Below are 16,714 nucleotides of genomic sequence, written 5' to 3'. Positions count from 1 at the left end.
TGGATTTTATGCTCCAGGAAAAGCTTTAGGTTTTGAATTTTTTGATAAGTATACCCCAGAGAATATAGCCAGAGAGTCAGCGAGAATTGCTACAGTAATGTTAGAAGCAGACTATGCACCAAAAGGTAAACTCCCTGTAGTTATTGATAATGAGTTTGGTGGAGTTATTTTTCATGAAGCTTGTGGGCATGCTCTTGAAGCAACTTCAGTAGCTGATAATGCTTCAGTATTTACTGGGAAACTCGGAGAAAAGATAGCAAGTGACTGTGTTACTGCTATAGATGATGGAACTATTCCAAATGAATGGGGTTCAAATTATTACGATGATGAAGGAAATAGAACTCAAAAGAACATTTTAATAGAAAATGGTTATTTAAAATCTTATTTAGTAGATAAACTTGGAGCTATTAAAATGAAATCTCAACCTAATGGTTGTGGAAGAAGAGAGTCTTATAAGTTTGCTCCAACTTCAAGAATGTCAAATACTTACATTGCTCCTGGTAAATATAAATTTGAGGAACTTATTTCTTCTATTGATTATGGCCTTTATTGTAAAAAAATGGGTGGTGGATCGGTAAATCCTCCAACTACTGATTTTAATTTTGCTGTTTCTGAGGCTTATCTTATAAAAAATGGTAAAATAGATAGACCTGTTAAGAATGCTTCATTAATTGGAAAAGGAAGTGAAATAATTAAAAATATAGATATGGTTGCTGATAATCTTGAATTTGGAACAGGCATGTGTGGATCTTTTTCTGGTAGCATTCCAGCAAATGTAGGGCAACCAGCAATAAGAGTACAAGGGCTTGTAGTTGGTGGTAGATAAAATTTTAACAATATTTCAATAATTTGATTAAATAAGATTAAAATTATTAGATAAAACAATAAAAAATTAAGGGGCAAAAAATGAAAGATAAAATATTTCAAATTGTTAAAGATTATTCAAAAAAAGGAGAGAAAGTTGAATTGACCTATATAAATAATTTAAATCAAAGTATAGTTGCATTTAAAGGTCAAATATCAAGTTATTCAGAATCGATAACATCTGGGGTATCTTCTAGAGTATTAAATGGAAAGAAAATTGGAATGTCTTTTACTGAAAAAGTTAGTGAGGATGATATAAAAACATGCATATTAAACTCTTCAGAAAATTCAAACTTTGTTCCAGATGATGAGTTTAATTCTCTTTATGAATCTGATGAGAAATTTGAAACTGATATCCATTTTGATTACAAATCTAAAGAGGTGGATGTTGAAAAGAAAAAAGAGATGGTTATGAATTTAGAGAAAATGTGTTATGATCTTGATAGAAGAGTTGTAAATGTTGTTCAATCAGTTTTAGAATCACATGAATCAGAATTATTTATATGTAATAGTTTTGGACTTAGTAAGCATGAGAAATCATCAATATATTATGGATTTGTTTATTTGATTGTTTCAGATGGAAAAGATACACAAGTTTCTATGTATTTTAAAGGATCAAAATCTATTAGAAATCTTAATTTAGATCAGATAGCAAAAAATGCTGTTGAAAAAGGAATAGAATTACTTGGGGCAACTGAAATTGAATCTGGCAAGTATACTACAATATTTTCAAATGAGGTTGCTTCTTCTCTTTTTTCTGTATTTATGCCAATAGTTTATGCTGATGAAATTCAAAAAGGTAAGTCAAAGCTTGCTGGTAAAATTGGAGAAAAAATTGGATCAGATATTTTAACTATTATAGATGATCCATATAAAGATGGCCTTAATCTTGCTAATTTTGATCTTGAAGGTGTAAAAACAGAAGTTATAACAATTTTTGATAAAGGTATTTTTACTACCCCACTTTATAATTTATATACAGCAAAAAAAGATGGTCAAAAGTCAAATGGTAGGGCTTATAGGTATGGACTATCTTCACCAATAACAATATCTATTCTAAACCCTTACATCCCAAATGGAGAAAAGGATTTAGATAAATTAATTTCTTCTATAAATAAGGGAATTTTTGTTACCAATATAGAAGGTCTACATGCAGGAATTGATAAAGTTTCTGGGGACTTTTCTCTAGCTTCAAAGGGATTTTTAATTGAGAATGGTCAAAAAACTATACCACTAAAAAATTTTACTATTGCAGGTAATTTTTTTGAATTAATAAAAAATATTGTTGATAAGGCCGATGATAGAAGAACTGATAATTATGTGCCATTTTCTAGTCCAGCCTTATTAATAGAAGAGCTATCAATTTCAGGAAAATAAAAAGTAAAAAAAGGCTGTCTTTATAGACAGCCTTTTTTAATAAATTTTTATTTTTTTAAATTAAAAAATCCATCTAATCCTCTAAAAATAGCACTATCACCTAATTGTTCTTCAATTCTTATTAATTCGTTATATTTTTCAATTCTATCTATTCTACATGCTGAACCGGTTTTAATAAATCCAGTATTTAACGCTACAGCTAAATGAGCAATTGTTGCATCAGCAGTCTCACCAGATCTGTGGGATACAACAGCAGTCCAATTAGCTTTGTGAGCCATTTCTATAGCATCAAGTGTTTCTGTTAAAGTTCCTATTTGATTAAGTTTTATTAAAACAGAGTTTGCTGCTTTTAATTCTATTCCTTTTTTAATTCTTTCAACGTTAGTTACAAAGAGATCATCACCTACAATTTGAACTTTATCACCAACTTTAGAAGTTATTTTTATAAAACCATCCCAATCTTCCTCTGAAAGACCATCTTCTATTGATATTATTGGAAAATCTTTGATTAAAGAAAGATAAAATTCTATCATTTCATCTGTTGAAAGTTTCTTATTTCCTTCTCCTTTGAGAACATACTTCCCTTCTTCATAAAATGAAGAAGATGCTGGGTCTAAAGCAATAAAAATATCTTTTCCAGCTTTATAACCAGCTTTTTCAATAGCTTTCATAATAACTTCTAAAGCTTCTCTGTTTGATTTAAGATTTGGGGCAAAACCTCCTTCATCTCCAACTGAAGTAGAAAGTCCCATATTATGGAGAACTGATTTGAGAGAATGAAAAACTTCAGTTCCCATCCTTATAGCTTCTCTAAAAGATTTTGCTGACACTGGCATAATCATAAATTCTTGTAAATCAACATTATTATCAGCATGTTTCCCACCGTTTAATATGTTCATCATTGGTACAGGTAAAACTTTTGCATTTGTTCCACCTATATATCTAAATAAAGGTAAAGATAGCTCATTTGCTGCAGCTTTTGCACAAGCAAGAGAAACACCTAAGATTGCATTAGCACCAAGTTTTGATTTATTTTTTGTTCCGTCTAATTCTATAAGTTTTTTGTCTATATAAACTTGGTCAAAAATAAATTCTCCAATTAATTCATTTTTAATTATTTCATTAACATTTTTAACAGCATTCAAAACACCTTTTCCTTGATATCTATTTTTATCTCCATCTCTTAGTTCAACAGCTTCAAATTCACCTGTAGAAGCACCAGATGGTATTGCTGCTCTACCTATTATTCCACTTTCTAAAATAACTTCTACCTCTATTGTAGGGTTTCCTCTTGAGTCTAATATTTCTCTAGCAATAATATCACTTATGTAACTCATATTTTCTCCTTTTAAAAAAATTTAATTTAAAAATATATTTTATAATTTCAATAAGTATTTTATATTTATTTTGCAAAAATTCAATACTATTTTTCTGCTTATTAATAATTTAAATTGAAAAAATATTTTTATTATATAAAATTTGTCAAAGAAATTAAATTTTATAGGGTATAAAATGAATTATAATATAAAAAAATTTATTTTAATTTGTTTAATAATTTTTTTCTTTATTTTTAATTCTTTTTTAATGTATATTGGTAATGAATCACAAACAAAGATAAATTTCTCAATTTATTCAAATAAGAATGTTAGTAATTTAAAAGGATCAAAGTATTACAGATTAAAGATGCTTTTACCTCAAACGAATGAAAGCACTTTTATATCTCAAATAATTCCTGATTCAAATATGAGATTCTATTTTTCTCCAGAAAATTATAAAGCACAAAATATTTATCAAGATAAATTTGGTAACAAAATTCTTGAAATGGAATGGAGAAATATTAATTCTTCAACAGTTGAATTTAATTTTAATGGTTTATTAGAGATTAAAAATGGTGATTATAAATTTGATGACACTGTAAATGATTTGAGAAATAATCTTTCACCTGATCTACTTATTTATATAAATGAATCAACTGATAATGTACCATTAAATGTTGATGAATTTAATTATCTTGCTAAACAATTTTTAAAAACATCACAAAATCAGTTCTTAATAATATTTAATCTTTTAAGATGGATAAGAAAAGAGATTGATTTTAATGGGGGTTATGACAATTATAATGCTGAAAATGTACTTTTAAATAGAGAAGGTAATAGAGAAGGTATAATGCATCTTATTCTTGCTATATTAAGAAGTATGTCTATCCCTTGTAGAGCTGTTATTGCTTATTCTTTACCTATAGAAAGAAAATATTCAAAAAATATTGATGTTGAATTAAAGTATGAAAAAGGGCTATATACATTAATCGAAGTATATTTTCCTTCCTATGGATGGGTTCCTTTTGATCCATTCGAATATTATATCTATCCAACAAGACCCTATATAAAAATTGGTGTTTCCCTAGATTTTGTTGATATGCCTTATTTTAATTATGAAACAGATATTAAAACTTCTAAATTTTTTGAAGATTTTGCAATTAATATTGAAAATATAAACGATAATTTTTTATCTTCAAAGAGTACTATTTCAGATAATTTTGAGTCAATTATTTTTATTCCAGATTATATTAAAAATTTATTTAATGATATTGTAGATATAATTATTCCAAAAGGTGCTTTACAGTTTATTAAATATGATAAAAAAGTTTCCACAAATAATATTATTATTAAAAACAGAAACAACTATTTAGAAATTCCTTTTGAAAACAAAAATTATTATCAACCAATATTATTTTCAAAGGATATTAAGATAAAAAGAATTGATATTCCAATGATTAGGTTAAGTGGTGAGGGCAGAATACAAATATTTATATACAAGAATATTAATGGAGAAATTTCTAAAACCCCTGTTTTAACATCTTATTATAGGAGTACTACTAATATATCTTTTGGCTCAAATAATTTAGATGAATTATATGTTCAGTTTACATTTCCTGAAAATAAGCTTGAAGCAGGTGAATATTATATAGTAGTTAGAAACATTCTCAATACTACATATAAAGGTGCTTATTTTGGTTGTAATTACATTGAGAATAGAACTTATAAAAATATATTTAAAATTGAAAACAATAAAATTGTTTATACTAATTATAATTTAATAATGAATATTATATATGAATAGAGATTAATTTAATGATAGAATTTCAATAAAGTTTCATTATATTGCAATAATGCAATAGATAGAAAATTATAAAAATATTTGGAAGGTTCTAAAATGAAAGGATTTGCTGATATTGTTGTAGGTCTTCAATGGGGTGATGAAGGCAAGGCGAAAATAGTTGATTTTTTATCTAAAAGATATGATATAGTTGTAAGGTTTCAGGGTGGGGCAAATGCTGGCCATACTGTTTATAAAAAAGGTGAAAAATTTGTTTTTCATCTCATTCCATCATCAATACTCAATGAAAATTCTATTGCTGTAATTGGGAATGGGGTTGTTTTTGATCCTGAAGTATTTTTTGATGAAATTAATAAATTGAAAAACTATACAAAAGATATAGAAGAAAGAATTTTTATTTCAGATAAAGCATCTATTGTTTTACCTGTTCATAAAAAAATGGATTCTTTAAGAGAAAATAAAAATCCTATAGGTACAACTAAAAGAGGTATAGGCCCAGCTTACGAAACTAAAATAGTAAGAGTTGGATTAAAACTTTCAGATTTATTTAGTAATAAATTATTAGAAAAATTTGAAATATTAATGGATTTTTTTGGATTTGATAGATTCTCTGATGAATTTAAATTTAATTTAGAGTTTATAAACAATTATAAAAATAAACTCATAAAGTTTGTAAAAAATACGGAATACTTTTTAAATGAATCACTTAACAAAGGAAAAAAAATTTTATTTGAAGGGGCTCAAGGTGTTTCTCTTGATATAGATTTTGGCACATACCCTTATGTAACTTCTTCAAATACAATAAGTTCTTATTCTCTAGTTGGAAGTGGAGTTCCCTTTCATTATATAAAAGATGTTTTTGGTATTTTTAAAATATATACAACAAGAGTTGGTGAAGGGCCATTTCCAGTTGAGATGGAGAAAGAAGTTGAGGAAATGATTCAGAAAAAAGGTTTTGAATATGGTTCTACAACTGGTAGATTAAGAAAATGTGGCTGGCTTGATCTTTCTCAAATAAAATACAATAGTATGATATGTGGAATAACAAAATTAATTTTAACAAAAATAGACATATTTTTTGGGTTGGAAAAGTTTTTAGTTTGTACTAGTTATAAAAATAAATTTACAGGGGAGATCATAGAATTTTTCCCAGTTAATAGTTTAGAAAGTTATGAACCTCAATATTTGGAGTTTAAAGGATTTAATTCTATAGAAGATATAAGTTTTTCTAATTTTATTAATTTTCTAGAAAAATATTTGAATATTCCTATTTACATTATATCAAAAGGTCAGGAAGAAAAAGATACTTTAATAGTTAAACCGTAAAAAATTAAAAAGAATAAAAAATAAAGGGAAGTTTTCTTAGTTTATTTAAAAAATTAAGTTTTTTAATTTAAAAAATATAATAATTTATTAAATTTTAAAATAAGAGGAGGTTTATAATATGATAAAACATAGTTATTGGGCTAAAGTTTCAGATAATGATTGGTATGATTGGAGATGGCAGATAGCTAATAGAGTAACAGATCCTTTTCAATTAGGAGAAATATTAGGTTTTGATAAATCAAAAAGCCAGGAGATTTCTAATTATTTAAAAATATTAAGAATGGCTATTACTCCTTACTATTTATCTCTTATAAGCAATGAAAATATGGAAGAAGACCCAATATATAAACAGGCAGTTCCTACTGTTCATGAAACTGAAATTTCTTTAAATGATATGTCTGATCCATTACATGAAGATATAGACTCACCTGTTCCTTTAATAACCCATAGATATCCTGATAGAGTTCTATTTTTAGTTACAGATCAGTGTTCTATGTATTGTAGGCATTGCACTAGAAGAAGAATGGCTGGTCAAACTGATAAACCTGCTCCAGATAATCTTATAGAAGGAGCAATAAAATATATAAAAGAAACAAAAGAAGTAAGAGATGTTTTGATATCTGGTGGAGATCCTTTAACATTATCAGATGAAAAACTTGAAAAAATTATAAAATCTATAAGAGAAATTGACCATGTAGAAATAATTAGGATAGGTTCAAGGACTCCTGTTGTTTTACCCATGCGAATTACTGACAACTTGGTGAATATGCTAAAAAAATACCATCCAATTTATTTAAATACTCATTTTAATCATCCTCAAGAAATAACAGAAGAATCAAAAAAAGCTTGTGAAAAATTAGCAGATGCTGGTATTCCTTTAGGTAATCAAACTGTATTATTAAGGGGAATAAATGATGATGCAAAATTAATGAAAAGATTAATGCAATTGTTGCTCAAAATTAGAGTAAGACCTTATTATATTTACCAATGTGATCTTTCTCAAGGTATTAAACATTTTAGAACTAAGGTTTCTAAAGGTATCGAAATTATTGAAAATATGCGAGGACATACAACAGGTTTTGCTGTTCCAACTTTTGTTGTAGATGCTCCTGGTGGTGGTGGGAAGATTCCTGTTATGCCAAATTATTTAATTTCTATGTCACCTGAAAAAGTAATTTTAAGAAATTATGAAGGATTTATAACTACTTATACAGAACCTTTTTATGAGGAAAAAGAATTGAAGGGGAACGAAAAATATTTAAAAGAAGAATTACTTTCTAAAGATGGAATTGCTAAATTATTAAATGGAGAACAGATCTCATTAATTCCAAAGGATAACATGAGAGAAAAAAGACATGAAAAATATAAAAACTTAAAGAAAAAATAGGTTTAGAATAAATAATGATAAGAAAAAATCATTTTTTTATACTAAATTTGCTCTTTATATGATTTTATATACCCTTGATTAAAAAATTTATTAGCTATTAAATAGTTAATAGTAATTATAGATGTAGTAGTAATAAAACATGAAAATCTTTTAATTAAGAAAAATCCTATATATATTAACCCAACAGTTTCCAAAGGAATAACGCCAACTTTATTTAGAAGGAACATTAAGATTGGTAGCTCTGGGAAAACATAGCTGTCTTTTATGAACATAACTGGAATTAGTATAAGCAGTATACCTAAAAATTCAAAATATGAAATAAAAGAAACTTTGAATAATTGATAGAAAAAAGAGAAAGATAAAGTTGTAAAAATTATAGCACCATCAATGTTAAATGCTACCCCGAGAGAAGAAAAAATTGATGAAAAGTTTTCATCTATTCCTAAATTTTTATGGGTATGATAATATATATTTGAATAATTTGGATAAACAGAACCAAGTGCAAAAGCTGAAAATTGTGCTCCAAGAATAGATTTAAAAAATAAAACAGGATTTGTTTTGGTTATTGAAAATACAAGAATAAAAGGTAAAAGATAACTCTGAATAAATAGAGCAAAGATAAATATAATAATGTATTTTATAAGGTATAATAAATATTGGGTTGAAATAATTTCTTTTACTAAATTGTATGTTGAAAAGAAAATTATAAAAGAAAAAATTTCAATAGAAAAAAGGGAAATATAACTTAATACTTCATCTACAGCTTGAATTAAATTAAATAAAATTTGACCTCTTTTAACTGCATAAATAAGGGAAACTCCAAATATCAATGATATTAATATAGTTGGTATTATGGAGGCAGGATTAAGTCCTATTACATCAGAAAATGTTTCAGGGATAATTCTATGAATTGATGTCATATTTTTATATATAGGTGTAAATATATCTGAAGTAACTTTAGCTTCAAAAACCTTTAACCCTTCACCTGGTTTTAATAAAAAGCCAAACAAACTAGATTGAATTAAGGCAAAAATAGCAAAACCGATAGTTATAGGAAAAAATATTGTAAATATTTTATAAATTTTATTATTTTCTTTAACTTTGTAAAAAGCTATTATTAATGATATAAATATCATAGGTTTTGATAAAAATAATAAAAATTTAAAAAATAGGTTTTCAATTAATTTAAAAAAATCATTTATAAAACTCACAGAAGGTAAAAATATTCCTAAAGTAATTCCTAAGATTAGAGCAATTAGAGATTTAACCCAAATTTTCAAGCTATCCTCCTTTTTACCTTTTTTTGATTATAAAAAAAATTAAAGAATATTCAATTATTAATAATTTTTTTAAATAAAATTGTTTCAAAAAGTAAAGAATGTTTTTAATTTTAGAAGTTGATATATAAAAAATTTTTATTTATTTTTAAAAACGAAAACACATGAATGTTGTTAAAATTATTTAATAAAAATTATTAAAAATTAATAAAATTTAAAATAAAAAGTTGACTAATATTAAATTTAATATTAAATAAATAAAAAAATTGTGGAGGAAAATATGAATAAAAAAATATTTATAATAATTGTAATTTTTATTTTATTTCCATTTTTACTATTTTCTCAAGAAGGAAGCATGACACAACAAGCTGGTTCAAGTTCATCTTCTCAAGCTCCTGTTAAACCTACTACTACTGAACAAAATAAAATTGTTCAACAAAATTATAAAATTTATGAAACTGAAAAAATGGTTTATTTACCATTAAATTCTATTTTTAAAATTGATGCTCAAGACCAAATTGCAGGTGTTGATTATATTGAATATTCTATAAATGAAAAAGGTTTTGTTAAATATACTGAGCCTATTAAGTTTACAGTTGAAGGAATCTATACTTTAATATATAGAGCTTATGATAAACTTGGTAATGTAATCTTTTCAAAAACAATAGTTTTTTGTGTTGATGGTTCAGCTCCAGTTATACAATTAATTCCTTCTTCTTCTATTTATGAATGGAGAGGTTTAAATTACATACCTGCAAATTATCAATTCTATTTTTATGGATTTGATAAATATTCAGGAGTTAAATCAATCTTTTATTCTATAAATGATGGGCAATTTACTGAATATAAAGATCCAATTAAATTTGATCAGGGTGGAAGTTTTGTTATTAAATATTATTCTATAGATAATGTAGGTAATTTTTCTGATATTTATGTTTATAGTTTTATAGTTGATAATACAGCACCTTCTGTTAAAATTAATGTTATAGGTCCTAATATCAAAAAGGACAATAAATTGATAGTTACTTCTCAAACTAAATTTTCTATAGAAGCTTTTGATAAAGATTCTGGGGTTAAAATAATTCTTGTATCAATTGATGGTAAAGAATTTTTACCATATTCTGGAGAAATAAATTTTGCATCTGAAGGGGATCACTCTATAGTAGTTCAAGCGATAGATTTTGTAAATAATGTATCGGAAATGATTGAAATTAAAGTTGTAGTAGATAATACACCACCAACTGTTGATCATGCAATTACTGTAGGTTCAAATCAATAATAATTAAGATTTTAATAATAAAAAATTATTTTTAATTGAAATAAAATAAAAAATTGGGAAGCAATTTGGATGCTTCCCAATTTTTTTATAATATTTTTATGATTTTTTAATTAAAAGTAAATTAGTTATAGAATTTATTAATTTTATTTAATTTGAGTTTTATTATTATTATATTCAAATTTAATATAAGTTAATTTTTAATTTAATAAAATGAATAATTTGTTATTATAATGTTCCCAATATTATCCTGAATAAATTTAAAATTTTCAAGTTTTAATTTGATAAAGTTATTATCTTGAGTTTTTAATTTAATAGATTTTTTTATAATATTTATTTCGTAAAGTATACAATTCTTTCCTTCAAATTTAACAATAGTTCCTTCTTCAGGATAGAATTTTTTTATTTCTTCATAATTTTTGTACTCATATGAAAGACAACATAGTAGTCTTCCGCAATATCCTGATATTTTTAAAGTATTGAGGGGGGCATTCTGAATTTTTGCCATTTTAATTGAAATAGGTTTAAGACAATGTAAAAAAGAGTTACAGCAGATTTTTCTCCCACAGATTCCAAATCCACCTATAAATCGAGCTTCATCTCTTACCCCAATTTGATGGAGTTCAATTCTTTTTTTAAAAATACTTGCCATAGATTTTACTAATTCTCTAAAGTCAACTCTACCATCTGAAATAAAATAAAAAATAATTTTTTTATCATCTAAGAAATAGTGTGCATTTATAGGTTTCATTTTTAAATTAAACTTTTCTATTTCCTTTTTAAAAATGTTTATAGCTTCTTTAGCCTTTTCTCTATATAAGTAAAATTTATTTAAATCTTCTTGGCTAGCAACTCCAATTAGAATTCCATCTATTTTAAAAAAACTTGGCTCACTTTCTTCATTAAGATTAATCTCTTCTTTTTTTTCTAACATATTAAAATCAATATTAATAGAATCAGAGTTTGAAAGTAAACTTTCATCGATTTCTTCAGCTATTTTTGTATGGGGCTCAACATTTTTTAGGTTATCTAGTTCATCTTTTGTTATTTCTCTTTCAAAATTAATAAAATAGGCTAGGTCAAGACCATGTTTTGATTCAACTTTAACTATCTCATTGAAATTGATGTTAAATTTTTCATTTGAAAAGTAAAAGTAAGTTGTATTATTATGAATAATTTTACACTTATATAAATAATATATAGAGTTTTCTAAATTTATTTCCATTACTATCCTCTCTATTTCATATTATGGATTAAAATTATTTTTATTTTTTAATAAAAAATTTTTGAATTTAAATTTTTATATTTAGGAGAATCCCCTCAATTTCTTTAATAACTTTAAATATTTGTTGTTGCGATAATAAAAAAGAGTTAAGTAAAGCTAAATATTTTTCATTTATAGTATTTACTAATAAATAATATTTTTCAGAAATTTCATTAAATTTCTTTTTATCTTTAATAATTTTTAATCTTAAAGATTTGTTTATAGTTAATGCTAAAAAGCCTCCTAAAAAATGTTTATATTCTTCTAAAGTATCTTCATTTCTATTACTCAGAAAATCATTGCCTTTTTTTATAATTTCTTTAATAAGTTCTTCTGGTTCATAATTAATAAATTCATCGATTAAATTTTCATAAAGTATATCATTAAATAGAATAGAGAAATCTTTATTAGAAATATTTTCTTCTTTATAATTTATTTTTGTTTTGCTTTTATTTTTAATATTATCAGTGTTATTTTGTTGTTTTTTATTTAAATTGTTTAAAAGTGGATTTAAATTGTTTATCATAAATTTTTGTCCTCTTTCAGTTCTTTTTTAATAATATATATTAAAATTAATCAAATTTTAACTATTAAAATTCTATTTTATTATTTTAATGATTTTATTTTTTATAATATTAAAATTATTTTCTATACCATCTTCAAAAAATAACTTAATGACCTTTTTATTAAAATTATAATAATAATTAAATGATTTTTTATAACCTTCTAAAACAATATTGAAATAATCTTCTTTTCTACTTTCTATTCTATCTTCATTAAATTCTTTAATTAAATTTCTTTTTTCAAAATAAAATATAATATCTGGTTTTATTATGGAAAAAATTAACTTCCCAATTTTTTTATCAATAGCTTTTATTTTTTTTAGTTTTAAATTGTCTAAAATATTAAAATAATTTTTATTTTCATATATAAAAGGATATATTTGATAAGCAAAAGTAGAAAAGTGAGATCTATCATACAAAATTATCAATTTTTTATCTATCTTTTCAATACTTTTTTTTATATTAAAAATGTTATCTATTCTATCTGAAATAAATAGAAAATATTCTGATAATATATTTATGTTATAATCATTACTTAAAAGAATATCTCTGATATTTTTCCCCAGTTTTGTATTACCTGGTTCTTTTGTTTTAATTATTTCATAATTATTATAATTTTGTGACAAAAAGTTATAAACTAGATCCACTTGAGTTGATTTTCCAGTTTTATCTATTCCTTCAAATATAATATTTATTAATTTTCTATTCATTATTAGATATTTTTTTCATTGGTTTTTTTTACTTTAATCTCACCATTATATTTTACACCTTCTTCTATTAAGATCTTAGGAGTAATTATATTACCTGTAACTTTTCCAGTAGAATATACTTTAACAAAAGTTTTGGCAATAATATTGCCGATAAACTCTCCACCTATTTCAATAATATCTGCCTCAATATCACAAAAAGCTTTACCTTTAGTACCAATGATGACTTTAGAAGTTGATTTTATTTTTCCACTAAATTCACCATCAATTCTTAATACTGTATTTAATTCAAATTCACCTTTTAATTTAGTATTTTCAAAGATAAAGTTACTTATGACATTATCAGATTGAATATTTTTAAGAGATAACTGTTTTGTAGCTTCCATAATTTGCTCCTATTAATCATTTGAAAAAATTATAGAACTATTTTTTTAAAAATAATTATGAAATAGATATTTGTTATAATTTTTTATATAAAAATAAAATAATAATAATAAATTAAAAATTATTTGTAAAGAAAAATAAATAAATAGCAGGATTTATAGGGTTACCATTAACTAGAATTTCATAATGTAAATGAGAACCTGTTGCTCTTCCAGTCTGTCCTTGTTTTCCAATTATTTGTCCTTTTCTTACATATTGATCCTTTCTAACGGCTATGTAAGATAAATGACCATAGAGGCTTGAATAGCCATAATTTATTCTATTCCCATCAGTATGAGAGATAATAATACATAAACCATAACCCATTCTTGAACCAGCAAATGTAACTATACCATCGGCAGTTGCAACTATAGGAGCTCCATAACCGCCATTTAAATCTAAGCCAGAATGGAATCTTATTAGTCCATTAAATGGATCTCTTCTTGTACCAAATGTAGAAGTAATAATTGCTTTTTGATCATAGAAGGGATGTCTCGAAGGAATCCATTGAGCCATTTTAGCAAGTGCTTCCCTTCTATCATAAATCTCTTTATAAAAACCTTGCAAAATCAAGGTTTTATTAAATATGCTATTAGCTTGATCGAAACTGCTAATATTTGCTATTTCATCTGGATTAATTTCAATTCCACCAGCATTTTCAACATCTTCAAATTGCCCAAGTCTATAAGATTTAGATATTTTGCTATATAAATTAAATAGTTTTAAAATTTCAAAATAGGTATTTTTTGTTTTTTCAGCTAAATTTTTAAAATCAGATTCAGCATTAAATAATTTAATTTTATATTCAGAAACTTCTTGGGAATATATTGAAAGTCTAGAAATCGAAATAAACACCAATATAATAATAATAATTATAAATATAATGAAAAATGCTAAGGTAAAATTTGATAGATGAATATTTTTTATTTTTTTATGATTATGAGGTATTAGCATTATGGTAAGTTTTTCATTACCTTTCCTTATAAATTCTTTCCATTTTGATTCTGTTTTTGATTTAACTTTTAAGAAAAATTCATAAATAGTGTTAAAAAATTTTTTTTCTAATGCCTTATATGTCTTCATTTTAAATAACCTCAACCTATAATATATCATTGTTCCGATTAAAATAACATATATGAAATGATAGTTGAAAAAAAAATAATTTAAATCATTTTGTTTATAGATAAATTTTTAATATTTTTTTTAAAAAAGTCAATCTAATTTAAAAAATTAATATGGAAAATTATAATTTTTATATTGATACACATGCTCATCTAGACATTATATCTAATAATTATGATGATATTATAGCATTAATAAATGAATGTAAAGGATCAAATATTAATTTAATTTTTAATGTTTCTATTAATTTTTCACAGTTTAAAAAATTTTCTGAGAAATTTAGAAATATTAACTCAATTTATTATACTATTGGCTTGTCACCTAATGACATTAATACTTTGGAAAAATTAAATTTGGATGTAAATAAAATAAGTAGTCAAAAATTAAAGAATTATTTAGTTGAAAATATTAATAATTTTTTCAAATTGTATAAAAATAAAATTATTGGAATAGGTGAAGTTGGTCTTGATTATTATTGGAATAAAAATAGTTCTAAAGTTCAAAAAGAGATTTTTTTAATTCAAGTAGAAGAGGCAAAAAAATTAGATTTACCACTTATTTTACATATTAGAGATAGTTTTGATGATTTATATGTTTTAATTAAAGATAATATAGAAATATTTAATAATAAAATTATCTTCCATTGTTTTTCAGGTGATATAGAAACTATAAAAAAATTTGAAAAATTGAATCTTGAACTTTATTATTCTTTTGCAGGCAATATAACATATCCCAAAGCAAGAAATTTAAAAGATGCCTTTATTTATTTGCCACTCGATAAAATACTAGTTGAAACAGATTCCCCATTTTTAACTCCAGTTCCAAAGAGAGGAGAAAAAAATGTTCCGGTAAATATTATTTATACTTATAAATATTGTAGTGAACTAAAAAAAATTAGTGAAAATATATTAAAGGAGCAAATAGTAAAAAATGTTTTCTCAATTTTCAACAAAACTTTATTCAGCTCCAATGGCTGGATTTACTAATGACAATTTTATTTATTATCTTCATATTGGTGGAGCAGATTATATATATTCTGAAATGTTTAATGTAAATGAAATTATTAAAAATAGAGATAGATTAAATTTTATTTTTAATAAAAAAGATTTTAAATATATAATTCAAATTTTTGGTAAATATGGAGATAATTTTTCTTTAACTTCTGAGCTTTTATCAGAATATTGTGATGGTATAGATATAAATGCAGGTTGCTCAGTTAAAAAGATTATTAAATCAGGAGGTGGATCATTTTTATTAAAAGAACCAGAATATCTTTATAGAATAATTAAATCTGTTAAAGGAAGTATTGAAAAACCTGTATCAGTTAAAATGAGACTTGGATTTGACAAAATTCAAATATTTGAGTTATTAGATTCGATTATTGAGTCTGGGGTTTCATTTATTACTATTCATTTAAGAACAGCATCTATGTTGTTTGGAGGAGATGTTGATTATTCATATATTCAATTGATACAGGATAAATATAGAAATATAATTAATGATCAAAAGGTTAGATTTATTTTTAATGGAGATATTGATTCAAAAGAAAAAGCTTATTTTATAATTAATAAATATAACCCTTATGGTATAATGATAGGAAGAGCTTCTTTATCAGATCCATTTATTTTTTGGAGAATAAAATTATATTTAGAAAATGTTAGATCTTCAAACTTATTTTATTATGGAAATAGTAATAATTCAAATTTAAAAAATTTTAATTATAAGAAAATTCCAATATTCTGGTTCAATAATATTTTTTTACAAAATATTGCTATTTTAATAGGATTATACAAAAAAATTGAATTATTGCCGGAAAATGAAAGAAAAAATAATATTTTATTATATAGAAAAATAGCTCATAAATTATTAAAAAATATTCCTGAATCTAAAGAAATTAAAGAATATTTAAATAAAGAAACTGATATTAATAATATTATTCAATATTTGATTTTAAAAAGAAATATTATTAAAGAGAAAATTTCCAAAAGAAATAATCAAAATTAACTTTGAT

The 16,714-nt window shown here is 24.1% G+C and carries 15 protein-coding genes; 8 read left to right on the top strand and 7 right to left on the bottom strand.

All coding sequences use genetic code 11. The annotated features are described in order from the left end of the window. Positions 1 to 826, top strand: an 826-nt coding sequence (locus tag N3A58_04750) for a TldD/PmbA family protein (GenBank protein ID MCX8058701.1), incomplete at its 5' end; no start/stop codon positions are given. Between the two features lie 80 nt (positions 827 to 906). Next, positions 907 to 2,241, top strand: coding sequence for a TldD/PmbA family protein (locus N3A58_04745; GenBank protein MCX8058700.1), 1,335 nt, complete (start codon positions 907 to 909; stop codon positions 2,239 to 2,241). A 47-nt stretch (positions 2,242 to 2,288) separates the two neighbouring features. Here the strand turns inward: N3A58_04745 and eno are convergent, their stop codons facing one another. Continuing rightward, positions 2,289 to 3,578 (bottom strand): phosphopyruvate hydratase, encoded by a 1,290-nt coding sequence (eno, locus tag N3A58_04740; protein MCX8058699.1) that lies wholly within the window; start codon positions 3,576 to 3,578, stop codon positions 2,289 to 2,291. 175 nt (positions 3,579 to 3,753) lie between these two features. On the opposite strand from eno, the gene N3A58_04735 reads away from it, so the two are divergent. The 3 genes from N3A58_04735 to ablA all read left to right on the top strand — a co-directional run bounded on the left by N3A58_04735 (position 3,754) and on the right by ablA (position 8,071). After that, the gene (locus N3A58_04735; GenBank protein ID MCX8058698.1) at positions 3,754 to 5,361 is read left to right on the top strand and encodes a transglutaminase-like domain-containing protein; all 1,608 of its coding nucleotides are present in this window, start codon (positions 3,754 to 3,756) and stop codon (positions 5,359 to 5,361) included. 93 nt (positions 5,362 to 5,454) lie between these two features. Then, a complete protein-coding gene (locus tag N3A58_04730) occupies positions 5,455 to 6,684 on the top strand; it encodes an adenylosuccinate synthase (GenBank protein ID MCX8058697.1) in 1,230 nt (409 codons plus the stop codon). 118 nt (positions 6,685 to 6,802) lie between these two features. Next, a complete protein-coding gene (gene ablA / locus N3A58_04725; protein MCX8058696.1) occupies positions 6,803 to 8,071 on the top strand; it encodes a lysine 2,3-aminomutase in 1,269 nt (422 codons plus the stop codon). Between the two features lie 41 nt (positions 8,072 to 8,112). Here ablA and N3A58_04720 read toward each other — a convergent pair whose 3' ends face one another. Next, entirely contained in the window at positions 8,113 to 9,351 is a 1,239-nt protein-coding gene (locus N3A58_04720) for a dicarboxylate/amino acid:cation symporter (GenBank protein MCX8058695.1), read from the bottom strand. 277 nt (positions 9,352 to 9,628) lie between these two features. Here N3A58_04720 and N3A58_04715 point away from each other — a divergent pair, with 277 nt between their 5' ends. Next, on the top strand, positions 9,629 to 10,627 hold the full coding sequence (locus N3A58_04715) for an Ig-like domain-containing protein (protein ID MCX8058694.1): 999 nt from the start codon (positions 9,629 to 9,631) through the stop codon (positions 10,625 to 10,627). A 202-nt stretch (positions 10,628 to 10,829) separates the two neighbouring features. Here the strand turns inward: N3A58_04715 and N3A58_04710 are convergent, their stop codons facing one another. The 5 genes from N3A58_04710 to N3A58_04690 all read right to left on the bottom strand — a co-directional run bounded on the left by N3A58_04710 (position 10,830) and on the right by N3A58_04690 (position 14,664). Continuing rightward, positions 10,830 to 11,849, bottom strand: a complete 1,020-nt coding sequence (locus N3A58_04710; GenBank protein MCX8058693.1) for a hypothetical protein — start codon at positions 11,847 to 11,849, stop codon at positions 10,830 to 10,832. 67 nt (positions 11,850 to 11,916) lie between these two features. Beyond that, a complete protein-coding gene (locus N3A58_04705; GenBank protein ID MCX8058692.1) occupies positions 11,917 to 12,414 on the bottom strand; it encodes a DUF327 family protein in 498 nt (165 codons plus the stop codon). Between the two features lie 72 nt (positions 12,415 to 12,486). Further along, a complete protein-coding gene (locus N3A58_04700; protein MCX8058691.1) occupies positions 12,487 to 13,161 on the bottom strand; it encodes a hypothetical protein in 675 nt (224 codons plus the stop codon). Between the two features lie 2 nt (positions 13,162 to 13,163). Beyond that, a complete protein-coding gene (locus tag N3A58_04695; protein ID MCX8058690.1) occupies positions 13,164 to 13,544 on the bottom strand; it encodes a polymer-forming cytoskeletal protein in 381 nt (126 codons plus the stop codon). A gap of 112 nt (positions 13,545 to 13,656) precedes the next feature. Beyond that, positions 13,657 to 14,664: a M23 family metallopeptidase gene (locus N3A58_04690; GenBank protein ID MCX8058689.1), complete on the bottom strand. Its 1,008-nt coding sequence runs from the start codon at positions 14,662 to 14,664 to the stop codon at positions 13,657 to 13,659. Between the two features lie 152 nt (positions 14,665 to 14,816). Here N3A58_04690 and N3A58_04685 point away from each other — a divergent pair, with 152 nt between their 5' ends. After that, positions 14,817 to 15,689 (top strand): TatD family hydrolase, encoded by an 873-nt coding sequence (locus N3A58_04685; protein ID MCX8058688.1) that lies wholly within the window; start codon positions 14,817 to 14,819, stop codon positions 15,687 to 15,689. Next, entirely contained in the window at positions 15,634 to 16,707 is a 1,074-nt protein-coding gene (locus tag N3A58_04680) for a tRNA-dihydrouridine synthase family protein (protein ID MCX8058687.1), read from the top strand. Before N3A58_04685 ends, N3A58_04680 begins: the two co-directional genes overlap by 56 nt. Positions 16,708 to 16,714: the final 7 nt, after the last annotated feature.

The organism is Spirochaetota bacterium (genome assembly GCA_026415295.1).
In the GTDB taxonomy this organism is placed as follows: domain Bacteria; phylum Spirochaetota; class JAAYUW01; order JAAYUW01; family JAOAHJ01; genus JAOAHJ01.
This window is presented reverse-complemented; position numbering and strand designations above follow the sequence as displayed.